Source organism: Streptomyces marispadix (genome assembly GCF_022524345.1).
Classification (GTDB): domain Bacteria; phylum Actinomycetota; class Actinomycetes; order Streptomycetales; family Streptomycetaceae; genus Streptomyces; species Streptomyces marispadix.
Map to the genome: position 1 here is coordinate 5922646 of NZ_JAKWJU010000002.1, position 23523 is coordinate 5946168.

The 23523-nt window shown below is 69.2% G+C and carries 20 protein-coding genes; 14 read left to right on the top strand and 6 right to left on the bottom strand.

The window, feature by feature from the left end:
• Nucleotides 1-52: 52 nt before the first annotated feature.
• Nucleotides 53-223: an MFS transporter small subunit gene (locus tag MMA15_RS24625; RefSeq protein ID WP_241062357.1), complete on the bottom strand. Its 171-nt coding sequence runs from the start codon at nucleotides 221-223 to the stop codon at nucleotides 53-55.
• Nucleotides 220-1650 carry an L-lactate MFS transporter gene (locus MMA15_RS24630; RefSeq protein WP_241062358.1) on the bottom strand — a complete coding sequence of 477 codons (1431 nt, stop codon included), beginning with the start codon at nucleotides 1648-1650 and terminating at the stop codon, nucleotides 220-222. The genes MMA15_RS24625 and MMA15_RS24630 overlap by 4 nt, the downstream gene beginning before the upstream one ends.
• A 202-nt stretch (nucleotides 1651-1852) precedes the next feature.
• Between MMA15_RS24630 and MMA15_RS24635 the strand changes: the two genes are divergently transcribed.
• Entirely contained in the window at nucleotides 1853-2065 is a 213-nt protein-coding gene (locus tag MMA15_RS24635; protein WP_241062359.1) for a hypothetical protein, read from the top strand.
• A gap of 114 nt (nucleotides 2066-2179) precedes the next feature.
• On the opposite strand, the gene MMA15_RS24640 is transcribed toward MMA15_RS24635, so the two are convergent.
• On the bottom strand, nucleotides 2180-2932 hold the full coding sequence (locus MMA15_RS24640) for an MBL fold metallo-hydrolase (RefSeq protein WP_241062360.1): 753 nt from the start codon (nucleotides 2930-2932) through the stop codon (nucleotides 2180-2182).
• A 121-nt stretch (nucleotides 2933-3053) separates the two neighbouring features.
• Nucleotides 3054-3752, bottom strand: a complete 699-nt coding sequence (locus tag MMA15_RS24645; RefSeq protein WP_241062361.1) for a class I SAM-dependent methyltransferase — start codon at nucleotides 3750-3752, stop codon at nucleotides 3054-3056.
• A 265-nt stretch (nucleotides 3753-4017) separates the two neighbouring features.
• Here MMA15_RS24645 and MMA15_RS24650 point away from each other — a divergent pair, with 265 nt between their 5' ends.
• The 8 genes from MMA15_RS24650 to MMA15_RS24685 all read left to right on the top strand — a co-directional run bounded on the left by MMA15_RS24650 (nucleotide 4018) and on the right by MMA15_RS24685 (nucleotide 14361).
• Complete coding sequence (locus MMA15_RS24650; RefSeq protein ID WP_241062362.1) at nucleotides 4018-4695, top strand: GntR family transcriptional regulator; 678 nt, start codon at nucleotides 4018-4020, stop codon at nucleotides 4693-4695.
• Nucleotides 4696-5104: 409 nt separating this feature from the next.
• Complete coding sequence (locus MMA15_RS24655) at nucleotides 5105-6286, top strand: ROK family transcriptional regulator (protein WP_241062363.1); 1182 nt, start codon at nucleotides 5105-5107, stop codon at nucleotides 6284-6286.
• Between the two features lie 334 nt (nucleotides 6287-6620).
• Complete coding sequence (locus MMA15_RS24660) at nucleotides 6621-8159, top strand: sugar ABC transporter ATP-binding protein (RefSeq protein ID WP_241062364.1); 1539 nt, start codon at nucleotides 6621-6623, stop codon at nucleotides 8157-8159.
• Nucleotides 8153-9166, top strand: coding sequence for an ABC transporter permease (locus MMA15_RS24665; RefSeq protein WP_241062365.1), 1014 nt, complete (start codon nucleotides 8153-8155; stop codon nucleotides 9164-9166). Before MMA15_RS24660 ends, MMA15_RS24665 begins: the two co-directional genes overlap by 7 nt.
• Before the next feature lie 5 nt (nucleotides 9167-9171).
• Nucleotides 9172-10233, top strand: coding sequence for a substrate-binding domain-containing protein (locus MMA15_RS24670; RefSeq protein WP_241063458.1), 1062 nt, complete (start codon nucleotides 9172-9174; stop codon nucleotides 10231-10233).
• Between the two features lie 310 nt (nucleotides 10234-10543).
• A complete protein-coding gene (locus MMA15_RS24675) occupies nucleotides 10544-11674 on the top strand; it encodes a Gfo/Idh/MocA family protein (protein WP_241063460.1) in 1131 nt (376 codons plus the stop codon).
• Between the two features lie 82 nt (nucleotides 11675-11756).
• Complete coding sequence (locus MMA15_RS24680; RefSeq protein ID WP_241062366.1) at nucleotides 11757-12755, top strand: sugar phosphate isomerase/epimerase family protein; 999 nt, start codon at nucleotides 11757-11759, stop codon at nucleotides 12753-12755.
• A gap of 277 nt (nucleotides 12756-13032) precedes the next feature.
• The gene (locus MMA15_RS24685; protein WP_241062367.1) at nucleotides 13033-14361 is read left to right on the top strand and encodes a hypothetical protein; all 1329 of its coding nucleotides are present in this window, start codon (nucleotides 13033-13035) and stop codon (nucleotides 14359-14361) included.
• Nucleotides 14362-14534: 173 nt separating this feature from the next.
• Here the strand turns inward: MMA15_RS24685 and MMA15_RS24690 are convergent, their stop codons facing one another.
• Complete coding sequence (locus MMA15_RS24690) at nucleotides 14535-14780, bottom strand: DUF397 domain-containing protein (RefSeq protein WP_241062368.1); 246 nt, start codon at nucleotides 14778-14780, stop codon at nucleotides 14535-14537.
• On the bottom strand, nucleotides 14777-15649 hold the full coding sequence (locus MMA15_RS24695; protein ID WP_241063462.1) for a helix-turn-helix domain-containing protein: 873 nt from the start codon (nucleotides 15647-15649) through the stop codon (nucleotides 14777-14779). The genes MMA15_RS24690 and MMA15_RS24695 overlap by 4 nt, the downstream gene beginning before the upstream one ends.
• A gap of 296 nt (nucleotides 15650-15945) precedes the next feature.
• On the opposite strand from MMA15_RS24695, the gene MMA15_RS24700 reads away from it, so the two are divergent.
• From MMA15_RS24700 to MMA15_RS24720, 5 genes are all read left to right on the top strand, one after another.
• Complete coding sequence (locus MMA15_RS24700; protein WP_241062369.1) at nucleotides 15946-16716, top strand: D-Ala-D-Ala carboxypeptidase family metallohydrolase; 771 nt, start codon at nucleotides 15946-15948, stop codon at nucleotides 16714-16716.
• 473 nt (nucleotides 16717-17189) lie between these two features.
• Nucleotides 17190-17570 (top strand): SseB family protein, encoded by a 381-nt coding sequence (locus MMA15_RS24705; RefSeq protein ID WP_241062370.1) that lies wholly within the window; start codon nucleotides 17190-17192, stop codon nucleotides 17568-17570.
• 2 nt (nucleotides 17571-17572) lie between these two features.
• Nucleotides 17573-18208, top strand: coding sequence for a hypothetical protein (locus MMA15_RS24710; protein ID WP_241062371.1), 636 nt, complete (start codon nucleotides 17573-17575; stop codon nucleotides 18206-18208).
• A 3-nt stretch (nucleotides 18209-18211) separates the two neighbouring features.
• Nucleotides 18212-22912, top strand: a complete 4701-nt coding sequence (locus tag MMA15_RS24715) for a putative T7SS-secreted protein (RefSeq protein ID WP_241062372.1) — start codon at nucleotides 18212-18214, stop codon at nucleotides 22910-22912.
• Nucleotides 22909-23253, top strand: coding sequence for a DUF6086 family protein (locus MMA15_RS24720; RefSeq protein ID WP_241062373.1), 345 nt, complete (start codon nucleotides 22909-22911; stop codon nucleotides 23251-23253). Before MMA15_RS24715 ends, MMA15_RS24720 begins: the two co-directional genes overlap by 4 nt.
• The last annotated feature ends 270 nt before the right edge of the window (nucleotides 23254-23523 follow it).

The window sequence follows — 23523 nt, forward strand, 5'->3', positions numbered from 1 at the left end:
AAGGTCCGGCTGAGCCCGAATTATCCCTTCACGGGCGGCCACGGGGAACCCGTCAGCCGCCGGTGAAGAGCTGCACCGCCTTGAGGATCAACTCGTAGAGTCCGTACGCCATCGGCACGCCCACCCAGAGCCAGGTGAAGACGAACAGCGCCGCGGGCGGGCCGCCGGCGTCCGCGGTGCCGCCCGCAGGGCCCTCGGGGATGTTCTTCTCGGCGCTGCTCATCGCCCCGTCTCCTCCTTGCTCTCCGCGCCGCCGTCCTGGCCGGCTCTCTCCATGGCTTCCGCGGTCTGGGCGGTCTGCGCGGCCGTCGCCGCCGGGGCGGGCACGTGGTACTTCGGGTCCACCGGCCGTATCAGCTCGTTGGCGACGAAGCCCACCGCAAGCAGCCCGATCATGATGGACAGGGCCAGTGCGTAGAGCCCCGGGCCCGAACGGCCCGCCGCCTCCTGTGAGTCGGCGACCCAGTTGACGATCAGCGGGCCCAGCACCCCGGCCGTCGACCACGCGGTCAGCAGGCGCCCGTGGATCGCGCCCACCTCGTAGGTGCCGAACAGGTCCTTCAGATACGCCGGTACGGTCGCGAAGCCGCCGCCGTAGAAGGAGATGATCACGAGCGCGCACACGATGAACAGCGGCTTGGAGGAGTCGCCGAGCAGCACGATGCCCAGATACATCAGCGCGCCGACGCCGAGGTAGCAGCGGTACATGTTCTTGCGGCCGATGACGTCCGACGTCGTCGACCACAGGAAACGGCCGCCCATGTTGGCCAGCGAGAGCAGCGCGACGAAGCCCGCCGCCGCCGAGGCGGAGACCGGCGTCGAGGTGTCGGCGAAGAAGTCGCCGATCATCGGCGCGGCCTTCTCCAGGATGCCGATGCCCGCGGTGACGTTCATGCACAGCACGACCCACAGGCACCAGAACTGCGGCGTGCGCACGGCGTTGCGCGCCGAGACGTCCGCGGTCGTCACCAGCGGCTTCTGCGCCTGCTGCTCCTGGGGCTTCTTACCGGCCGGCGGCTTCCAGCCCTCCGCCGGTACGCGGACCAGCAGCACGCCGAGCGCCATGAAGACCGTGTAGACCAGGCCGTGCACGAGGAACGCCGCGGCGACGCCGCCGTTGTCCGAGCCGAAGCTCTCCAGCATCTGAGCCGACCAGGGCGAGGCGATCAGCGCGCCGCCGCCGAAGCCCATGATGGCGATGCCGGTGGCCATGCCCGGACGGTCGGGGAACCACTTGATCAGTGTGGATACCGGCGAGATATAGCCGATGCCGAGGCCGACGCCGCCGACGAAGCCGTAGCCGAAGACCACCAGCCAGTACTGCTCGACGGCGGCGCCCAGCGCGGCGAGCAGGAAGCCCGAGCAGAAGCAGAGCAGGGAGACCGTCATCGCCCAGCGGGGACCGTTGCGTTCGACGAGTGTGCCGCCGAAGGCCGCCGAGAGACCGAGCATCACGATGCCGAGCTGGAACGGCAGCGCGCTGGCCGTGCCGGACAGCCCGAGCGACGACTCCAGCGGGGGCTTGAAGACGCTCCAGGCGTAGGCCTGGCCGATCGAGAGATGGACCGACAGGGCGGCCGGAGGAATCAGCCACCGGCTCCAGCCGGGAGGCGCGACAGTTCGGGAGCGATCGAGGAACCCAGGTGCCATGGCCGGAGATTAGAAAGTTGAAGAGCGGATTACCAGGGGTGAGGACAGATTTCGTCGACTGTATGTGGCCGAGCCGACGTACCGGTCGATGCGGATTGGACCTAACGAGGGGTTGGGAGGCGGGGCAAGCGTGTCGTTCTTCATATTTGCATCTCAATGCGGACATTGGACTTGTCAGCACCCCAGGAGAAAAGGATTCCTCATGCGATCTGTCATCCGTCCCGCCTTCGTAGGGCTCGCGGCAGTCGGCATGGCCTTCGCGGGCGCCGTTTCTGCGCAGGCTTGCGACGACGACTCCCCCTCGACGGTGAACGCCAGCTTCGAAGACAGCTTCAACGAGGACAGCTACAACGACTTCACCTTCAACAACAGCCTCAACAACACCATCATCGACGGCGACTTCGAGATCAACTGACGAGAGCCGCCACGGGCGGGGCGGTCACGGCAGTCTGCCGGGCCGCCCCGCTTCCGTGTGCCGGCCCAGGCCCGGCAGACCCGGACCGGCGGGCGGCTCGCGCCCTTCGACTGCCTACGTGACGCCGATGAGGACGACGGCTCCCGGCACGGCGACGGAGACGGGGCCTGCGAACGACTTACGGGCCGCCCGCAGGGCGTCCTCGTGCGGAGTGCCCGGCCACAGATGGGTCAGCAACAGCCGGGCCGCCCCGGCCTGTCGGGCGTAGCGCCCTGCCGGCGCGGCCGAGAGCAGACACTCCTCGTCCTCGGCCGGGACGGCCTCCGGATGGGTCGCCTCGCAGAGCAGGAGACCGGCGTCCCGGGCCAGCTCCGGCACCTGTCCGCTCGGGCCCGTGTCCCCGGTGTAGGCGAGCACGTCGCCGCGCGGGCCGGTCAGCCGGACACCGGCGTTCGGCACGAAGTGGGGGAGCAGCCGCGTGGCGACCGCGAAGGGGCCGATGCCGAAGGCTGCCCCGGCCGTGAACTCCCGCAGTTCCCATGCCCCTTCGAGCATGCCGGGGGTGTCCAGCGCGAGCACGGCGTCGAGTGCGCCCGGCAGCGCGTAGAGGGGCAGCGGCGGCGGATCGGCGCCGCCCAGTGCGCGGGCACGCAGCAGCGGGTTGATGTCGGCGCAGTGGTCGGGATGGCCGTGGGTGACGAGCACGGCGTCGACGTCCTCGGCGCGGGTGGCCGCCGTCAGCGCCGGGAACGTGGCGTAGCCCGGGTCGAGCAGGAGCCGGAAGCCGTCGCAGACGACCAGATAGCCGCTGCAACCCTGCTCCGGTGTGGGCCAGGCGCCGCAGCCGCCGAGCACCGTCAGCTCCATGGGCTCCCGCCCCTCTCCTGTGTCTGTTCTCCTGTGTCTGTGTTGTGTCTCTCCGGCTGTGTCTCTCCGGCTGTGTCTCTCCGGTGCGGTCGCGGACGCGGCTCTGAGCGCGGTACGTCCCTCAGTGCTTCACGCAGGTGTACGAGGCGTAGACGGACGCGCGGCAGGAGAAGCCGGCGGTCTCGAAGCCGGCGGCCTCCAGCATGGGCTCCAACAGCCAGCGGAACGTGCTGTGTTCGGTGCGGATGTGCTCCGCCAGGTCCTCGCGGGTGTACGCCGTGGCCGGGTCCTGCGGTGCCTGTGCCAGCCAGTCGTCGAAGAAGGACTCCGTACGGCTCGGCGGGAAGTCGTAGACGAGGTCGTGCAGCCGCAGGACGCCTCCGGGGCGCAGCATCCCGGCGATGCGCCGCAGCGCCAGCACCTTCCAGAAGTCGGGGAGCTGATGGAGCGCGTGGCGGGTGAAGACCGCGTCGGCGGGCGCTCCCGAGTGCTCATACGTGAGGAATCCGCCCCGTACGCACTCCAGCGTGGCGAGCCCTTCCGCGGTGGCGCGCTCGCGCAGCACGTCGCGCATGGCGGGGGAGACCTCCACGGCGACCACACGCCCGAAGTGCCTCGCCGCCGGTACGGCGAACTGGCCCGTGCCGGCGCCGATGTCGGCGACGACCGAGTCGCCGGTGAGCCCGTGGGAGCGCAGCAGTGCGATGTCCCCGGAGGGGTCGGGGTGCCCCTGCTTGCGGTCGAAGCCGCCGACGAAGTCCGGATCGAGATGTTCGGGCCCTGCGTGGGCGAGTTCGTCGGGCATCCAGTCGCGGTCCATGGGAAGGGAGACTGGCACGGCGGCCTGCCGTGGCGCGCGCCATTATCGGGCGGGCTGGGGCACGGGCCCCGGGCGGTGAGAGCGCCGTATCGAAGTGCCTGAGGCGCCGCATCCCGGTACGCGTGGGTGTGACGCGTCACAGAGAGGCTGAATATGTGCCTTGGGCCGCCACAAGCGCACTGCACTCCGTAGACTGTATCCAATAGCCAGAGGTTCGGGTTCCTGCTTGTCAGGTCCAGGGTCCGACGAGAGTCAGGAGAAGCAGATGCTGTCCGCCGGACTGCCGGAAGGCGCCATGCCCAAGCTGGAGCGGCCCGGCCCGCTTCGCGAGCGGGTCTACGAGGCGCTTCTGGAGCTGATCACGACGCGTTCGCTCAGGCCCGGTCAGCACCTCGTCGAGAGCGAACTCGCCCAGCACCTCGGTGTATCGCGGCAGCCCGTAAGGGAGGCGCTTCAGCGGCTGAACACCGACGGATGGGTCGATCTGCGCCCCGCGCAGGGTGCGTTCGTGCACGAGCCGACGGAGGAGGAGGCCGACCAGCTTCTGACGGTCCGTACGCTGCTGGAGGCCGAAGCCGCCCGGCTCGCGGCCGTCAACGCCGGTGCGGAAGGCGTCGCCGAGCTCGAGGATCTGTGTGCTCGCGGTGAGGCGGCCGTCGGCGGCGCGGAGGTGGAGAAGGTCGTGGAGGCCAACGCCGCTTTTCACGCACGGGTGATGGGCCTCGCCGGCAACGCGGTGCTCGCGGAGCTGGCCCGCCAGGTCGACCGCAGGGTGCGCTGGTATTACACGCCGGTGGCGCGGCAGCGCGGCGCCCAGTCCTGGATCGAGCACCGTGAGTTGATCGCGGCCATCGCCGACGGTGACGAGCGCCGGGCGGCCGATGTCATGCGGGAGCACACGGAGCACACGCGCCGCTCTTACCACGAGCGCGAACGCGCCTGAAACGAGCGGCGGTCGGCGCGTGGCCGCTCCGCGCCGCTCTGCCGCGGCCGCCCTTCACCGCGCGCTCGCGCCCCACTCGCGCCTGTGAGCGCACCATGGACTCCGGTCCCAGAGGCCCGCCCCGGCCCTGGGACCGGGGCTTTTTTCGGTCAGTCGGTCCGTCGGCGAATCCGACCTTTGTCCATTGCATGGAAAAAGTCGAAGCGGTTTGTGCAGAACTTCTTCCCCAGCGCGCAGAGCGCTGGTACGTTCCCAGTCAATCCCGGGGAGCGACCCACGCTCCGCGGGGGAGGTCGACGAGAAGTCCGGCCGGAGGCAGGGGAGTTGGAGTTGCCCTGCTGCCGTGCCGGGTGGCTTCCCGAGAGCCGGCTCGTACGGTGACCAGGGGAGGAGGGTGGCGGTGAGGCGCATGACTGCTCGGCCCGCGAACGCGCATCAGGCGCGACTGCTCCGCCTGTTGCGTGACGGCGGCCCGAACTCCCGTGCCGAACTGGGCGACCACGTCGACCTCTCCCGCTCCAAGCTCGCCGTGGAGATCGACCGCCTGCTGGAGACGGGGCTCGTCGTGGCCGACGGGCTTGCCGCCTCCCGCGGCGGGCGGCGCTCGCACAACGTCCGGCTGACCCCCCAACTGCGTTTCCTGGGCGTCGACATCGGGGCCACATCCGTCGATGTGGCCGTGACCAACCCCGAGTTGGAGATCCTCGGGCACCTCAACCAGCCGATGGACGTACGGGAGGGCCCGGTCGCCGTCTTCGACCAGGTCCTCGCGATGGTCGGCAAGCTCCGTGACTCCGGCGTCGCCGACGGTTTCGACGGCGCGGGCATCGGCGTACCGGGCCCGGTGCGCTTCCCCGAGGGCGTACCGGTGGCTCCGCCGATCATGCCCGGCTGGGACGGCTTTCCCGTACGGGAGGCCCTCAGCCAGGAGCTGGGCTGCCCCGTCATGGTCGACAACGACGTGAACCTGATGGCGATGGGCGAGATGCAGGCCGGAGTCGCCCGCTCCGTAAGGGACTTCTTCTGCGTGAAGATCGGCACCGGCATCGGCTGCGGCATCGTCGCCGGAGGCGAGGTGCACCGCGGCACCACCGGCAGTGCGGGCGACATCGGCCATATCCAGGTCGAGTCGGAGGGGCGGCAGTGCCCCTGCGGCAACCGAGGCTGTCTGGAGGCGTACTTCGGAGGGTCCGCACTCGCGCGTGACGCGGAGGCCGCCGCACGCGGCGGGCTCTCCCACGAGCTGGCCGCCCGGCTGGAGGCAGCGGGGCGGCTGACCGCCGAGGACGTCGCCACCGCGGCAGCCGCGGGCGACGGCACCTCCCTCGACCTCATCCGCGACGGCGGGGCCCGCGTCGGCCAGGTCATCGCCGGTCTCGTCAGCTTCTTCAACCCCGGCCTCGTGGTGATCGGCGGCGGTGTGACCGGGCTCGGCCACACGCTGCTCGCGAGCATCCGCACACAGGTCTACCGCCAGTCGCTGCCGCTCGCGACCGGCAATCTCCCCATCGTCCTGGGCGAGTTGGGCCCCGCCGCCGGCGTGACCGGAGCCGCCCGCCTCATCAGCGACCACCTCTTCTCCCCCGCCTGATCCGACTCCTCAAGCTGCTCCGACTCCTCAAGTCCGGGCGCCCGCCCGGCCTCCACGGCCTCACGGCCCCGTAGTACAGCGCGCGTGCACCGCCCCCGTACGACACGGCGTCCGTATCAGCCCGTCCGGCCCGCAACAGCACGGCGCGTGCCGGGCCGTTACAGATCAGTTCGTACCAGCCCGTGCAAGTCAGTGCCATTAAGAGTCAGTTCGCACCAGTCCGTACCGATCCGTACGTACGAACCACGAACCCCCCTCCCGCACCACCGCCCGGCTGGTGCACGCACCGAGCACGGTCCCGCCTGTCCGTACGCAGCACGCACGGAGGCCCCGCATGGCTCCAGATCTCCTGACGATGTCCCGCATCACCAAGACCTTCCCCGGTGTACGGGCCCTGGACGGCGTCGACTTGGACGTACGCGCGGGCGAAGTGCACTGCCTGCTCGGCCAGAACGGCGCGGGCAAGTCCACCCTCATCAAGGTGCTCGCCGGTGCTCACCAGCCCGACGAGGGCGACATCCACTGGCGGGGCGAGCCCGTACGGCCCGCCGACCCGGCGGCCGCGATGCGCCTGGGAATCGCCACCATCTACCAGGAACTCGACCTGGTGGAGCACCTTTCGGTCACCGAGAACATCTTCCTCGGCAACGAGGTGGCCACCCGAGGCGTCATCCGCGCCCGCGAGGCCCGCGCCCGCGCCGCCGCCCTGCTGCGCCGCCTCGGCCACCCCGAGATCGACCCGGACACCGCCGTGGGGGCGCTCCCGGCGGCCGGGCAGCAGATCGTCTCCATGGCCCGGGCCCTCTCCCACGACGTGCGCCTCATCGTGATGGACGAGCCGTCCGCGGCTCTCGACCCCGACGAGGTCGGCAACCTCTTCCGCATCGTCGGCGCGCTCACGGCGGACGGTGTCGCCGTCGTGTACATCTCGCACCGCCTGGAGGAGATACGCCGCGTCGGCGACCGCGTCTCCGTGCTGAAGGACGGCCGGGTCGCGGCCCGCGGCCTGCCCGCCCGCACCACCCAGACCCGGGAGTTCGTCGCGCTGATGACGGGCCGCGACGTGCAGTACGTCTTCCCGCGACGCCCCGCCGCCACCGAGCCGCTGCCCGACAGAGTGCTGCACAAGGTGCCCGAGCCGCCCGTGCTCTACGCCGAGGGACTCGCGCGCAAGGGCGAGTTCGCACCGCTCGACCTGGAACTGCGCGCCGGTGAGATCACCGGCCTCGCCGGGCTCGTCGGCTCCGGACGCTCGGAGATCCTGGAGACCCTCGCCGGGGCCCGCCGCCCCACCGCGGGCCGCGTCTTCGTGGACGGCAAGCCGCTGCGGCCCGGCGACGTCACCGCCGCCGTACGCGCAGGAGTGGGGCTGGCTCCCGAAGAGCGCAAGTCCCAGGCGCTGTTGATGCTGGAGTCCGTCACCAGCAACGTCTCCCTCTCCTCCCTGCCGCGGTTCTCCACGGGCGGCTGGCTCGACCGCGTACGCGAGCGCGCACAGGCCCGCGCCCGCACCCGCGGCCTCGCCCTCCACCCGGACGACCCGGACCGTCCCGTGCGCACCCTCTCCGGCGGCAACCAGCAGAAGGTCGTGCTCGCCCGCTGGCTGCTGCGCGAATGCCGGGTGCTGCTGCTGGACGAGCCGACCCGCGGAGTCGACGTCGGTGCCCGCGCCGAGCTGTACGGAGTCATCCGGCGGCTGGCGGACTCCGGCGTCGCCGTGCTCCTCGTCTCCAGCGAAGTGCCCGAAGTGCTCGGCCTCGCCGACCGGGTGCTGGTGCTGCGCGAGGGCCGCGTAGTGCACACCGCCCCCGCCCGGGAGCTCGACGAGCACCGGGTGCTCGACCTCGTCATGGAAGGGAGCCCGTCGTGCTGAGCCCAAGCGGTGCCGAGGCTGTCGAGGAGCCCACGAAGGAGGCCGCGCCGCAGCCGGGCCGCGGCAACGGCGCACCACGTGCCGGTCTTCGCCATCTCTCCCTCGTGGGCGTGCTGTTGGCGCTGGTGGCCGTCGGTGCGCTCACCAAGCCGCAGCAGTTCCTGACGCCCGACAACCTTCAGTTGATCCTCACCCAGTCGTCCGTGATCGGAGTCGTGACCGTAGGCGTCACCTTCGTCATCATCGGCGGCGGCATCGACCTGTCCGTGGGCGCCATCGTCGCCCTGGCCTCCGTATGGGCGACGACCGTCGCCACGCAGGAGTTCGGGCTCGGCGGCATGCTGCTGTGCGCGCTGTCGGTGGGGCTGGGCTGCGGCCTGGTCAACGGCGTGCTCATCGCATACGGGCCGATGGTGCCGTTCATCGCCACCCTCGCCATGCTCGCCTCCGCACGGGGGCTCGCGCTGCTGATCAGCGACGGCAAGACGCAGGTGGTGACGGTGGACTCCGTCCTCGACCTCGGGGTCTCCGACAGCTATGTGCTGGGCGTGCCGCCGCTGGTGCTGGTCTTCGCCGCGGTGGCGCTGCTGGGCTGGCTCGTCCTGGGCCGTACGACCTTCGGGCGGCGCACGGTCGCCGTCGGCGGCAACGCGGAGGCGTCGCGGCTCGCCGGGATCGCCGTACGAAGGCAGCGGCTGCTGCTGTATCTGCTGTCCGGACTGTGCTGCGGCATCGCCGCGTTCATGCTGATCGTCCTCACCGGCTCCGGTCAGAACACCAACGGCAACCTCTACGAACTCGACGCCATCGCCGCCGCGATCATCGGCGGCACCCTGCTCAGCGGCGGCCGGGGCACCATCACCGGTTCGGTGCTGGGAGTGCTCGTCTTCACCACGATCACCAATCTGTTCGCGCTCAACAACCTCCAGACCGACGTCCAGCAGATCGCCAAGGGAGCGATCATCGTCGCCGCAGTCCTGGTCCAGAAGGGTCGGAAGACGCCATGACCGAGATGCATGAGAACCCCAACCCGAGCTCCGGCTCCCGTACTTCGCGCAGGAATGTGCTCTTCGGCACGGCCGCCGCAGGTGCCGCCCTCCTCACCGGCTGCACCAGCAACAAGAGCAACGACGACAAGGACGCCGCCGGGCAGGCGAACGTCGCCGACGACAGGCCCGGCAAGAAGGTCACCATCGGCTTCGCGGGCCCGCAGGCCGACCACGGCTGGCTCAACGCCATCAACGAGCAGGCCAAGGAGCGCGCGAAGAAGTACCAGGACGTCACGCTGGAGGCCACGGAGGGCTCCAACGACAACGCACAGCAGGTCGGCCAGATCGAGACGCTGATCAACAAGAAGGTCGACGTGCTGGTGATCCTCCCCGCCGACGGCAAGGCGCTCACACAGGTCGGCCTGAAGGCGATGCGCGCCGGAATCCCCGTGGTCAACCTCGACCGCGTCTTCGCCTCGCAGCAGGCCTACCGCTGCTGGATAGGCGGCGACAACTACGGCATGGGCCTCAACGCGGGCCGCTACATCGGCGAGAAGCTCAAGGACAAGAAGAACGCGAAGGTCGTCGAACTCGCGGGCATCGACAACCTGGAGCTGACGCGCGAGCGCACCGAAGGCTTCGACGACGCCCTGAAGAACTACCCCAACATCAAGAAGGTCGCCCGTCAGGCCGCCGAGTTCACCGTCGAGTCCGGGCAGTCGAAGATGGCCCAACTGCTGCGCGCCGAGCCGAAGTTCGACGCGCTGTGGAACCACGACGACGACCAGGGCGTGGGCGCCGAGCGCGCCATCGAGCAGGCCGGGCGCGACGACTTCCTGATGGTCGGCGGCGCAGGTTCGCGGCGCGTGATGGACTCCATCAAGGCCGACGACAGCGTCATCAAGGCCACCGTCCTCTACCCGCCGACGATGGCCGCCTCCGCCATCGACCTGGCCCGTGCGCTCGGGCAGGGCAAGGGAATCGGCGGGCTCGCCGAGTTCGAGATTCCGGCCTCCCTGACGCTCTACTCGGCCGTCGTCACCAAGGAGAACGTCGACGAGTATCTGCCGACGGGCTTCAAGTAGGCGAGGGCCCGGGGCAGTCGGGGCGCAGCCGGGCCGATGCGTGCCGTCGGCTCGTGCGGCCGCGCGGCTGTGCGGCCGCCGCCGTGCACCGCACCCCCCGCACCTGCTGCGCCCCGTCGCGCCCCGGCCGCGCCATTGGGCCCGTAGCGCACCACGCCGGCCCCACCGCGCACCACGCCAGGCCGTGCCCCACCCCCCACTCGTACCCCCGACAGGGAGGAGCCCCATGTCCAACGACACAGCGCCCGCCCCCGCGCCCGCGTCCGCACGCCCCGAGCAGGGTGGCTCGGCGCCGCCGCTCGGCGTGGGCATGGTCGGCTACGCCTTCATGGGCGCCGCGCACTCTCAGGGGTGGCGCACCGTCGGCCGGGTCTTCGAACTGCCCCTTACGCCCGTGATGACGGCCGTATGCGGACGGGACGCCGACGCGGTACGGGCCGCGGCCGGGCGGCTGGGCTGGACGGCCGCCGAGACCGACTGGCGGGAGATGATCGCCCGCGACGACATCCAGCTCGTCGACATCTGCACACCCGGCGAGAGCCACGCCGAGATCGCGGTCGCCGCGCTGGACGCCGGAAAGCATGTGCTGTGCGAGAAGCCGCTCGCCAACTCCGTCGACGAGGCGGAGGAGATGGCGGCGGCGGCCCGACGCGCCCGCGAGCGCGGCCAGTCGGCCATGGTCGGTTTCAACTACCGCCGTACGCCCGCGCTCGCCTTCGCGCGGCGCATGGTCGCAGAGGGCCGCCTGGGCGAGCTGCGGCACGTGAGGGTGAGCTATCTACAGGACTGGCTCGTCGACCCGGCCTTCCCGCTGGCGTGGCGGCTGCGCCGCGAGGCCGCCGGTTCCGGCGCGCTGGGCGACCTCGGCGCGCACGCCGTCGACATCGCACAGCATCTCGCGGGCTCGCCACTGGCCGGAGTCTCGGCGCAGACGGAGACATTCGTGACGGAGCGCCCGCTGCCCGGCGAGGGAGCCGGGGGAGCGGTCGGGCCCGTGACGGTCGACGACGCCGCCATCTTCAACGGCCGCCTCACATCGGGGGCGTTGGCGTCCTTCGAGGTGAGCCGGGTCGCGGCCGGACGTAAGAACGCCCTGCGCGTCGAACTCAACGGCACCCTCGGATCAGTGGAGTTCGACCTCGAACGCCTCAACGAGCTGCACTTCCACGACCATACGGACTCCGCGGAGGAGTCCGGCTTCCGCCGCATCCTCGTCACCGAGTCCGAACACCCCTATCTGGAGGCGTGGTGGCCGCCGGGCCACGGCCTCGGCTACGAGCACACCTTCGTACACCAGGCGCGCGACCTGCTCTACGCGATCGCCACCGGCACCGACCCCGAACCGTCCTTCGCCGACGGCCTCCAGGTCCAGCGTGTGCTGGCGGCCGTCGAGGAGAGCGCCGCGAAGCACAGCGCGTACATCGCCGTGGGCGGCGACTGAGCGCCGAACGGCCAAGCGCCGAACGGCACGAGTCGCCCGGCGGACAGCACGAGTTGCCCGGAGAGATCAGGAGGCTGCGCACATGCCCAGACAGTTCACTCTCTTCACCGGCCAGTGGGCCGACCTCCCGCTGGAGGAAGTCTGCCGACTGGCCAGCGACTTCGGCTACGACGGCCTCGAACTCGCCTGCTGGGGCGACCACTTCGAGGTGGACCGGGCCCTGGCCGAACCGGACTACGTGGCGGGGCGCCGCGCACTGCTGGAGAAGTACGGGCTGAAGTGCTGGGCGATCTCCAACCACCTCGTGGGCCAGGCGGTCTGCGACGACCCCGTCGACGAACGCCACAAGGGCATACTGCCCGCCCGCATCTGGGGCGACGGCGAGCCGGAAGGCGTACGGCAGCGCGCCGCCGCGGAGTTGAAGAACACGGCACGCGCCGCGGCGGCCTTCGGCGTACGCACCGTCGTCGGCTTCACCGGCTCCTCGATATGGCATCTGGTGGCGATGTTCCCGCCTGTGCCGCCGCACATGGTCGACCGCGGCTACGAGGACTTCGCCGAACGGTGGAACCCGATCCTCGACGTCTTCGACGCGGAAGGCGTCCGCTTCGCCCACGAGGTGCACCCCAGCGAGATCGCCTACGACTACTGGACGACGCACCGCGCACTCGAAGCGATCGGCAGGCGCCCGGCGTTCGGCCTGAACTTCGACCCCAGCCACTTCGTCTGGCAGGACCTCGACCCCACCGGATTCCTCTACGACTACCGCGACCGGATCTACCACGTCGACTGCAAGGAGGCCCGCACGAGACTCGACGGCCGCAACGGCCGCCTGGGCTCACATCTGCCGTGGGGCGACCCCAGGCGCGGCTGGGACTTCGTCTCGGCCGGACACGGAGACGTGGCCTGGGAGGACGTCTTCCGGATGCTGCACTCCATCGGCTACGACGGCCCGGTCTCGGTCGAATGGGAGGACGCTGGCATGGACCGCCTCGCGGGCGCGCCGGAGGCGCTGCGACGCCTCAAGGCGTTCGACTACGACCCGCCGGCGTCGTCGTTCGACGCGGCGTTCTCAAGTTGAGCGTCTGCGACTGAGCAGTCTCCGACTCCGTCCAACTGGGCGGCTTCCACTGCCGGTTGGGCCGTGTCCACTGCCGGTTGGGCTGCGCACGGCGGCCTCCGGCCCGCTTCGAACCGCGCACGCGGCTTGCGCCGCTTCGAGCCGCCGCGCCCCGGGCAACCCGCCTGCCTGGGGCGCGGTGCTGTCGCTCAGCGGACGTGCGCGACACTTCTTGACCGGCGATGTGATCGACGGCGACCGTCGGCCGACATCCAAGGGTGAGGAAGGACTTCGGAGAATGCAGCGTGCCCTGCGCCGTCATGGACCTTGGCTGTGTGTCCTCGCCCTGGCAGGACTGCTCGTTCAGGGGATGGTGAAGTACGCGGCTCCCGCCCCCCGTTGGGACATGGTCGCCTGGACGGCTCTCCTCGCCGTCGCGGCGCTGGTGGTCTGGCGTGTGCGCAAGGCGAGTTCGCCTCAGCGTGAGGTGCGTGCCTCGCGGTGGCACTACGGGCGGGGCGCGATGGTCCTCGCTGGCGTCTTCGCGGCCGGCGTAGTCGGTCTCTTCCTCGGCGTGGGAGTCTCGGAGTTCACGCCCAAGGTTCAACGCATCCTCGAGGCCGACCCTGTGATCCGCTCGTCCCAGGTCACCGAGGTGACCAAGGTCTCCGGCGACGACAGCGGCCGCGGTCCGGACCAACTCTCGTACACCATCCACCACCGGGTCCGATTCGATTCCGGGACGGAGACGGTGGAGAGCACCGTCGACTCCTTCCGGGCGATCTCGCCCGGCAGCACCGTCTGGGTGCTTTACGACCCCGGCAAGCCCGACATCGGCGGCCACACCGAGGAGAGCAAGGACGAACTCGAAGCCCTGCAGGGCGGGACGGTCGACACTTTTTGGATGGGCATCACGGCGGGCAACCTCGGCCTCGCCGGACTGTTCGCCGCGATGGCCCTGTTCGGCACGAACAAGCTGGTACGGGACGGCAGTCGGCGAGGGTCGCTGCGCTGCGCTCCCGCCACGTCGGGGCGTACGGGCGTGGCTCGTCACCGCCCGCCGGAGCGTACGAACAACCGCACCGAGCGTTCCGAACTACGCGAGAAGTCCGGGCCGTTCGTTGAACTCGTGCTGCAAGGGGGAGCGGTCGTCCGGCTGTTCGTTGACAAGATCATCGAAGCGGGCGCGCTGGCACAGCAGTTGGGGGAGGCGACCGGCACCCTCTACTGGGACGGCGTGCCACCGGTCCGTGGCGCTGACGCGACCTGGGCGCTGTTCGTGCTCGACTCGGGCGAGGAGATCCCCGGCGTCGTACAGCGCTCCGATTCCTTCGACTGGCAGACCGCTGGGGCGCAGGTCGACCGCACGGACACCCGCGCGCTGGAACGCCGCCCCGTCGTCCATCCGGTCACGTGGCAGCCGGGCGTCCAGGTCGTGGCGGTGCCGTTCATTGCCGCTGCCGTGGGCGCGCTGCTGGCCTACGCATACCTCGGCTCCGCGATCGCTCTCGTCGTGGCCTGGGCGATGCTGCCGCTCGCCCTCGGCGCCGTATACATCGCGCGTGGAATGCACTTGGACGAGGCGGTGCCTGAGGCACCCCCGGTCGACATGGGGAAAGCCCGGTAACAGCGGGCCAGATACAGAAGCAGGTCGACTCATGCAGGACCGCCGTCCTCGTGGGGAGGACGGCGGTCCGAAGGTGTCGTGATGCCGCTACCGGCGGTGGGTCCAACTGCGCGGCCAGTGCGGTGCGTTGAGCATTGGCTTCTACGCGTCGTCCGCGCGTCGTTCTCCATGACTCAGGCTCGGGACGCGTACGAGACGAAGTTCGCCCACGCGGTGGGGGAGAGGGCGAGTTGGGGGCCCTCGGTGTTCTTGGAGTCGCGTACGTGTATCGCCTCGGGGCAGGAGGCGACCTCTATGCAGTCGCCGGAGGCGCTGCTGCTGTAGCTGGACTTGTGCCAGGAGAGTGCGACTTCGACGCAGTCGTCGCCGTCGCCGCTGCTGTAGCTGCTCTTGAACCAGGCCAGTGCGCTCGCGCTCATAGTGCTCCTCGCAATCGCTTCAGCAGGCTCAGGGAGTCTTCAAGGGAGAGAGCCTGCGAGCGCATCCTGGCATATCGGAGTTGCAGGACGCTGAGCACTTTCGGGTCGGAGACGAACTGTCCGGTCTCCTGCCCTTCGTTGTAGCCGAAGCACTTGTTATCCGGTGTTTCCAGAAGTTGCATGGGCCCCGCCAACCCCGCGTGGTTTTCCCTTACCAGCGGCATCACTTGAACCTCTACGTTCCGCAGTCCTGCGATCTCAAGGACGTGGTCGATCAGCTCCCGCGTGACCCCAACTCCCCCGGTGCGGCGTAGAAACAGATGCTCTTCCAGGATGAAGCTGTATGCCGTGTTGGGCCGCTCCGTAAGCAGGCGCTTCCGCTCCGCCCGTGCCGCCCAGTTCGCGTCGATCTGAACGTCGTCCATCGGCGGAAGCTGATTCACGAACAATGTCCGCGCATACGCCTCCGTCTGCAACAACCCAGGAATCAGGCGGCATTCGTACGTACTGAGGCTGATCGCCTCCGCCTCCAGCCGCGCCCACTGGCGAAACCACTTCGCCAGCCCCGGCTGCCGCGACAGGTGCCGTGCCGCGCCGCGCAGCGCTCCGAACGCGTCGAGGACCTGCTCGACCTTCTCGACGAACTCCGGTTGCGGGAAGCGCCGTCCCTGCTCGAACGAGGCGATGCTCGTCGGTGAGTAGCTGACGAGCGGTGCCAGCTCCTCCTGGGTCAGCCCCGCTCGTTTCCGGAACGCCTTCAGTACCTCGCCGAACGCCTTGAGACTGTCGGAGGTCTCCGGTTCGCCATGCGAACCAGTACCGCCCCGGCTGTCGCTCTCGCCCCCGTCGGCACCGTCTTCCCCGGCCATTCCGCCCGTGACGTCCGTCATCTCCGGCCGCCCCCTCGCACATTCGTAAATCCGCACACTCTGAACTCATGCATCGTCACGGACGGTCACATCCGCTGTCCATTGCCCGTGCGCGTACGCTGCCTCCGCGTACGAGCGTCCCGCGGTGTGGCACGGCGACGGCCGAACTGCCTTGTTTCCACCGCTCTTTCATGAATTTCCGCATGGTGTGGCGTGTTCTTGACAAGAACTGCACGGCGGCGTGACCGTCTTGTCTCTCCAGCCCGGCGCCAACACCCACGGAAGGCAATGTCCCCATGAGTTCACGTCCTGTCAGAGTGCTGGTATCGGTCCTCACCGGTGCGGGTCTGGCGCTCGCCGCGCCCGCCGCCGTACCCGCGCTCGCAAGCTCCGCGCCCGCCGCCGCGGCCGGCGCGAAGGCCGCCGACGCCTGCTACACCTGGAGCGGGACGCTCAGCGAAGGCGCGTCGGGTGAGGCCGTACGGCAGCTTCAGATCAGGGTCGCCGGGTACCCGGGGTCGGGCAGCCAGCTCTCCGTGGACGGCCAGTTCGGCCCGGCCACCAAGGCCGCCGTGCAGCGCTTCCAGTCGGCCTACGGGCTGCCCGCCGACGGCGTCGCGGGCGCGCAGACCTTCGCCAAGATCTACGAGTTGCAGGACGACGACTGCACGCCCGCCAACTTCAGCTACGACGAACTCAACAACTGCAACTCCGACTGGTCCGGCGGCAAGGTCGACGCGGCCACGGCACGCGCCAACGCCCTCGTCACCATGTGGAAGCTCCAGGCCATGCGGCACGCCATGGGCGACGCACCGATCACCGTGAACGGCGGCTTCCGCAGCGTCGCCTGCAACAGCTCGGTCGGCGGCGCCGCCAACTCCCGCCACATGTACGGCCACGCGGCCGACCTGGGCGCCGGTTCGCAGGGCTTCTGCGCCCTGGCGCAGGCCGCACGCAACCACGGCTTCACCGAGATCCTCGGCCCCGGCTACCCGGGCCACGACGACCACACCCATGTCGCGGGCGGCGACGGCCAGTTCTGGTCGGCCCCCGACTGCGGTATCTGACACGCCACTTCGCATCGCACCACGCCGCTTCGCATCGGCACCACGACGCCCGTCCCGGCTCCTTCCGCCGGGGCGGGCGTCTGCTGTGCCGCCCCGCGACTCCGTCCGGCGGCAGACCCGGGCAGGGATGTGATCACGGCCTCGTTCCGCCGCCCTCACCTGGGGTGTGCTGCCCGCGATGTGTACGTTGTCGGGGGACTGCCCGCCCGGCGAGCACCGGGCACGGGGCACGGGCAGTCGTTCCGAACGTCGGGGGAATGCGATGGGCGCCCGCAGGGGGCGAGCCGCTACAGCGAAGTGGCGGCGGCAGCAGGGGAGTTCCGCGCAACGGTCCGCAGCCGATCCGTTCTCAGGTCCTTGCCCGTACGCAGCCCGCGCACAGCCTCCGCGGCTGCCGGGGGGAGGGGGCGGAGGACCTGTCACGGGTGCGCCGTGTCCCTTAGGGTCGGAATGTCTCGTCGAACGGGGGTGTCATGCTGACGGAGGAGTTCGAGGACGCCGACTCGGCACGGGAGCATGTGCTGGGGGCGTTGGGGGAGTTCCGCAGGTCGTTGCTGGTGGTCCCGATCCGGGACGGCGGGGTCCTCGCCGGGGATCAGGGCGGCCTGCGGTGGATATTCGCGTTCACCGACGTGGACACGTTGACGGCGTTCGCGCGGGCGCGGGACGAGGGCGGGGAGTGGGAGTTCCGCCGTGTGTACGGGGCGCGGTTGCTGGATGAGACCTTGGCGGAGGTCGGGGTCCCGTGTGGTATCGCGGTCGATGTGGGCAGCGAGGGGGCGTTCCTGCTGCCCCCGGCGAAGGGGATCGTTCCGGATGAGGTGGCTGTGACCGAGGAGCCGGAGGGGGCGTAGGCGTGGGCGGGGGTTACAAGTTCGATCCCGCGGCGGCCAAGCAGGTCGAGCAGGGTCTGAAGGCGGCGACGGCCGAGCTGGAGGAGACGGGGTACTTCTCGATCACCGCGCAGCAGGGACACGGGTTTCAGTTCCTGTCGATGTCCGGCATGGAGATGGGCAGCGGTGAACTGGCCGACGTGTTCGGGCAGTTCTGCGGCCGGTGGGGCCTGGCGATCCACGGCAAGATGCAGGATCTCAACGACATCGCGCAGCGGCTGGGGTTGTCGGCGGGGCTCTATCACGAGCAGGAGCAGTATGTGAACGACACCCTCAAGGAGGTTGCCGTCACGGCCGGCTCCTACAACCCGCAGCAGGGCGTAGCGGAGGGGGAGAAGGCGGGGGAGAAGTCCTGGGGCGAGGTGTGGGACGGGGTGAAGCCCCGGGCTGAGGGCGATCTGTCGATGCCGGACTGGGGCGAGATGGGGGATCAGTGGGGCCAGGTCGGGGACGACTTCGGGAACTCTCCGTGGCAGGACGTGGCGGGTCCGGATCGGTGGGACGACTCGGACTGGCAGTGGGACGGGCCGCCGCCTGAGCAGGGGCAGCAGAGTCAGCAGGGCGGCCAGGGCAACGACAGGGGCAGCGGGGGGAATTGACCGGTGGGGCTGGGGGACGCGTTCAACGACGCCGTCGGCGCGGCGAAGGACGGGATGGAGGCCGTCGGCGACGGCGTCGAGTGGGTCGGCGACAAGGCCGCCGACGGCCTGGACAGCGTGGGCCTGGAAGGCGCCGCGGAGGGAGTGCGGGACGCGGGCGAGTGGGCGGCCGACAAACTCGGTGCCGACGTCGCCGAGCGGCAGCTCGGCGAGACCGAGGACCCGAAGGAGATCATCCACGGCGACGTGGAGAAGCTGACCGATCGGGCCGAGCATCTGCGGGACTTCTCCAAGGCCTTCGACAATCTCGGCTCCGGACTCAAACGCCTGGACGTGCACGGCTGGGAGGGCGAGGCCGGGGAGGCGTTCCGCGCGGAGTTCGCCCCGCAGCCGAAGTTCTGGATTCAGGCGGCGGACGCGTGCGAGGCCGCCGCGAAGCAGATGGTCCAGTACGCCTCGACGGTGCAGTGGGCGCAGGGCGAGGCCAAGGAGGCCATCGCCCTGTACAAGAAGTCGAAGGCCGCCTCGGACAAGGCCGTCGGCGACTACAACGCGAAGGCCGACGAGTGGAACCGTAAGAACGACTCCGGCCAGGACCCGGGCCCCAAGCCGCCGCCGTTCCAGGACCCGGGCAAGGCCGGGCTGGACCGCGCCCAGCACATGGTCGGCGAGGCCCGGCACCAGCGCGACGACGCCGCACGCCGGGCGAGGGACGCGGTGAAGGGGCTCGTGGAGCAGGCGCCGGAGATGCCCGGCGGCTGGGAGCTGATCAAGTCCGCCGGCCGGGACATGGCCGAGGGCATGGCGCTCAGCAATATGCATGTCACTGGCGGGGTGTTGAAGGGCCTGGGCGAGACCGTGGGCCTGGTGCGGATGCTGAACCCGACCGACCCGTACAACATGACCCACCCCGGCCAGTACCTCCAGAACATGAACGGCGTCGCCACGGGCCTGGCCTCCACCGTCGCCCACCCCGAACGCCTCGTCGGCATCGTGAAGAACCAGAACTGGCGCGACCCTTCCGAGGCCATCGGGAAGATCGCCGTGGACCTCATCGGCGGCAAGGGCTCCGGCGGCCTCGTCAAGGGCGGACTCAAAGGCGGTCTGAAAGCCGGCGGCAAAGAGGCCATCGAGCAGGGCGCGAAGGAAGGCGCCCGCAAGTCGGTCAAGGAACGCCTCACCGACCTCGCCCGGGACCTGAATTGCAAGGTCCTGCGCAACGAGCCCGTCGACATGGCCACCGGGCGGATGGTGCTGCCGCAGACCGACGTCAGCCTGCCGGGCACGTTCCCGCTGGCCTTCAACCGTACTTTCGAGTCCGCGTACCGCAACGGCGGCTGGTTCGGGCCGGCTTGGGCCTCCACCATCGACGAGCGTCTGGAGGTCGACGCCGAAGGTGTCGTGCACGTCGCCGCCGACGGCAGTGTGCGCGCCTACCCCCATCCCGCGCCCGGCCTGCCCGTCTCCCCGGAGAGGGGAGTGCCGTGGTCGCTGGAACGTCACCCCGACGGCTCGTACATCCTCCACGACCCGGTCGAGCGGATCACCCGCACTTTCGAAGCCCCCGCCGGAGTGGAGCCGGGCGGCGACGGCATCGCCAGGCTCGCGTCCACGTCCGACGCACAGGGCAACTGGACCTCCGTCGAATGGGACCTCGGCGAGCCCCACTCGATGACCCACTCCGGCGGCTACGAACTCACCTTCACCTGCGACGCGGGCCGCATCACGGCACTGGCGCTCAGCACGCCGGAAGGCCCGCTGCGGCTGCGCTCCTACGCGTACAGCGAGCGCGGCTTCCTCACCTCAGTCGCCGACTCCGAGGACCGCGCCACCGAGTACGACGTGGACGAGCGCGGCCGCATCACCAAGTGGACGGACAGCAACGGCCGTTCGTTCTCGTACACCTACGACGACGAGGACCGCTGCATACACCACGAGGGCGAAGCCGGGCATCTCAAGGCCCGCTTCGAGTACGGCCTGGACAGCCGCGAGCCCGGATGCACGACGACGCGGGTGACCGACTCCTTCGGCCACACCTCCCTGTTCACCGTCGACGCCCGGCTGCGAATCGTCGCGGAGACCGACCGCGCCGGACGCACCACCCGCACCTCCTACGACGAACAGCACCGGCCGCTGGCGGTCACGGACGCGCTGGGGGCGACGTTCACCTACCGGTACGACGACGTGGGCCGCCTGCTTGAAATTGAACGCCCGGACGGGACCACCGCCTCTGTGGCATACGACGAGCACGGCAACCTCGTCGAACTGCGTGACCCGGACGGCGCGGCCACCCACCGCTCCTACGACGAGGCCGGCCGACTTGTCGGCACCGTCCGCCCGGACGGCACTGCCACCGTCCTCGCATACGACGATCACGGCCGCTTGGCCTCGGTCACGGACCCGCTTGGCCAGGTCACGTTGGTGGAGTGCAACCCTGCCGGTCTGCCGACGAGGGTGGTCGACCCTCTCGGAGCCGCCACCGTCTACCGTCGTGATGCGTTCGGCCGGCCTGTTGCCGTGACTGATGCGCTGGGTAACACCACGGAGCTGACTTGGACGACTGGAGGGAAGCTAGCTCGCCGTACACGCCCCGACGGCGCAACGGAAGCCTGGGAGTGGGACGGTGAAGGCAACCTTCTGCTGTACACCGACCAGATCGACAGCGTCACGAAGTACGAGTACACACACTTCGACCTGCTGGCTGCCCGTACCGACCCTGACGGCTCCCGGCACGTCTTTACTTACGACACCGAACTGCGGCTGCGACGGGTTACCAACCCCCAAGGCCTGAACTGGAAATACGAGTACGACCCCACCGGCCTGGTTGTCGGCGAAGTCGACTTCGACGGCCGCTCCCTGCACTACTGGTACGACGGCGTCGGCCGTCTGAGCATGCGGTCCAACATGCTGGGACAGTCCGTCAGCTACAAGCGGGACGAGCTAGGTCGCATTACGAGCAAGAATGTCGACGGCGACGAGATCGTGTACGCCTACGACCCGGCCGGGCGCCTGCTCTGCGCCGCGACATCAGATTCGGAACTCGTTCTCCAGCGCGACCGTATGGGTCGTATCCGCACGGAGATGTACGAGGGCCGGGTCCTCGATTTCGACCGCGACGAACTCGGACGCACCATTCGCCGTACCACACCGGCCGGGGCCGTCACCGCCTACGCGTACGACCCGGCAGGCAACAGAGTGGGAATCGACCTGGAAGGGCACACACTCACCTCCGTCTTCGATGCCGCGGGCCATGAGGTCGAGCGTCGTATGGACGCTGCAGTGACTTGGGCGAACTCCTGGGATACGGCTGGCCGTCTCATCGGCCAGATCGTGACGTCCGACTCAGTCGTTGATGGCTCTCGTCTAGGAACTGTGCAGCAGCGCAATTACGAGTACCGCGCCGACGGCCACCTTGCAGGCCTCACCGACTACCTCAACGGCACCCGTCGCTTCAGTCTTGACCGCGTCGGGCGTATAACTCAGGTGACCGGAGCGAATTGGACTGAGACCTACACCTACGATGCCGCCGGCAACATCACGCACGCGACTTGGCCACATGCGCACAGCGAGGAAGCCGCCGGAGCTCGTGAATATGCCGGTATGCGCCTGGCCAGGGCCGGGCGCTGGACGTACATCCACGACGAAGTCGGTCGGGTCATCGAGCGTCGAAAGACCCGCCTCTCCCGCAAACCTGATGTATGGCGCTACGTCTGGAACGCCGAGGACCGACTGACCTCGTGTACTACGCCCGACGGCACCGTCTGGACCTATCGCTACGACCCGTTGGGCCGCCGAAGTGCCAAGCAGAGGCTTGACACCAACGGCCGAGTGGTCGAGGAGACTGTGTTCACCTGGGACGGCAACCAGCTTCTTGAGCAGGCCACAACCCTGGGGGTGACGCGCTCGGTGGCGCTCACCTGGGAGTACGACGGCCTTATCCCACTCGCCCAAGCGGAGCGGGCCTACGAGGTTGACACCCAACAAGCCGTGGACACGCGGTTCTTCGCGATCGTTACAGACCTTGTCGGTACACCTAAGGAGCTCGTCTCCACGCGGGGCGAATTGGCATGGCGCACGCGCAGCACCCTGTGGGGCACCACAGCAGTTGCTCATGGCGCCACCGCTCACACGCCGCTGCGTCACCCCGGCCAGTACGCCGACCCGGAGACTGGACTCAACTACAACCTGAACCGCCACTACGACCCAGCGACTGCTCGTTACATGAGCCCTGATCCAGCAGGGCTCGGCCCGGCACCGAATCCGATGGCCTGGGTCCAGAATCCGCTTGCCTGGGCAGATCCGCTAGGGCTCGCCAAGTGCGACCCTGCCGACGGGATGACCAACAGGGAGAGGCCGCCCGTCGACGGCGACACGAACTACGTGGTCGACGATCCCAATGACTGGTCGAAAACGATCACGGACATTGACAGGGTCGAGGGGGACACTCTGTGGGAGGAGAAGCAGGCGACCGGTCAGGACCCGCGTATCAACACGGAACGCTGGGTCGAGAAGCACGTGTTCAAGAAACTTGACTCGTATGTGGAGGCCCGGGCACACCTGGAGGGATGGCAGAATGCCAAACTCGGTATGGACTTCACCACCCCCGGGGCGACCCCAGAGTTCAAGGCCGCTGTGGATCAGGCAATCGGGCAGTGGAAGGCGAACAACCCTGGTTCGGAAGTTCGAGTAAGGTGGGCTTCGTGAGCTGCTACGTGACCATTGCCGGGAAAGATGTGTGGAACCCTGCCAATCAGGTTGGCAAGATCTTCGTGGGGCAGGTCGAACTCGTCTCGCGGATTCTGGGAGTTGAGTCAGGGGTCGAACCCATCATTGAAGACGAGTGTCATATCGACGCTGAGAAATTCTCGGCGTTCACGTCTTCGCTTTCGAGTACTGTGCGCAGGACGAACAACTTCGCGTTCCGTGAACTGCTCCAAGGTGTTCTTGAGGTATGCGCGGTCCTCGTCTCCAGGGCTGGCAGCACGGTTTCACCTCCTGTGGACGTCCCCGACGGTCTGGCCCGGGCGATGCCTGGCTTTGAGTGATCCCCGTGCATAGCGTGTGCGCACGGACCCCGGTCACGGTCCAGCACTTCATTAATGCGTAGGCCTGACGACGCCAAGGCATCATCGTGATCAGGGCGCAGACTTCCGAGAGCAGCGTGGAACTCGACAGCGAGGAGCGGTCCTTTCTCCGGGCCGTTCTCGCGAGATCGACCAGGCTCGTATCTCCTCGAGGAAGAGGAGGCCTGGACGGGATTCCCCGAGTCCGGATCTCGACCCGCGTAACGGGCGACGTGCGCTCGGCACGTACGG

Excerpts from the sequence above, each read along its gene's own strand:
- MMA15_RS24625 (WP_241062357.1), bottom strand. The coding sequence starts at position 223 with ATGAGCAGCGCCGAGAAGAACATCCCCGAGGGCCCTGCGGGCGGCACC.
- MMA15_RS24630 (WP_241062358.1), bottom strand. The coding sequence starts at position 1,650 with ATGGCACCTGGGTTCCTCGATCGCTCCCGAACTGTCGCGCCTCCCGGC.
- MMA15_RS24635 (WP_241062359.1), top strand. The coding sequence starts at position 1,853 with ATGCGATCTGTCATCCGTCCCGCCTTCGTAGGGCTCGCGGCAGTCGGC.
- MMA15_RS24640 (WP_241062360.1), bottom strand. The coding sequence starts at position 2,932 with ATGGAGCTGACGGTGCTCGGCGGCTGCGGCGCCTGGCCCACACCGGAG.
- MMA15_RS24645 (WP_241062361.1), bottom strand. The coding sequence starts at position 3,752 with ATGGACCGCGACTGGATGCCCGACGAACTCGCCCACGCAGGGCCCGAA.
- MMA15_RS24650 (WP_241062362.1), top strand. The coding sequence starts at position 4,018 with ATGCTGTCCGCCGGACTGCCGGAAGGCGCCATGCCCAAGCTGGAGCGG.
- MMA15_RS24655 (WP_241062363.1), top strand. The coding sequence starts at position 5,105 with ATGACTGCTCGGCCCGCGAACGCGCATCAGGCGCGACTGCTCCGCCTG.
- MMA15_RS24660 (WP_241062364.1), top strand. The coding sequence starts at position 6,621 with ATGGCTCCAGATCTCCTGACGATGTCCCGCATCACCAAGACCTTCCCC.
- MMA15_RS24670 (WP_241063458.1), top strand. The coding sequence starts at position 9,172 with ATGCATGAGAACCCCAACCCGAGCTCCGGCTCCCGTACTTCGCGCAGG.
- MMA15_RS24675 (WP_241063460.1), top strand. The coding sequence starts at position 10,544 with ATGGTCGGCTACGCCTTCATGGGCGCCGCGCACTCTCAGGGGTGGCGC.
- MMA15_RS24680 (WP_241062366.1), top strand. The coding sequence starts at position 11,757 with ATGCCCAGACAGTTCACTCTCTTCACCGGCCAGTGGGCCGACCTCCCG.
- MMA15_RS24685 (WP_241062367.1), top strand. The coding sequence starts at position 13,033 with ATGCAGCGTGCCCTGCGCCGTCATGGACCTTGGCTGTGTGTCCTCGCC.
- MMA15_RS24690 (WP_241062368.1), bottom strand. The coding sequence starts at position 14,780 with ATGAGCGCGAGCGCACTGGCCTGGTTCAAGAGCAGCTACAGCAGCGGC.
- MMA15_RS24695 (WP_241063462.1), bottom strand. The coding sequence starts at position 15,649 with ATGGCCGGGGAAGACGGTGCCGACGGGGGCGAGAGCGACAGCCGGGGC.
- MMA15_RS24700 (WP_241062369.1), top strand. The coding sequence starts at position 15,946 with ATGAGTTCACGTCCTGTCAGAGTGCTGGTATCGGTCCTCACCGGTGCG.
- MMA15_RS24705 (WP_241062370.1), top strand. The coding sequence starts at position 17,190 with ATGCTGACGGAGGAGTTCGAGGACGCCGACTCGGCACGGGAGCATGTG.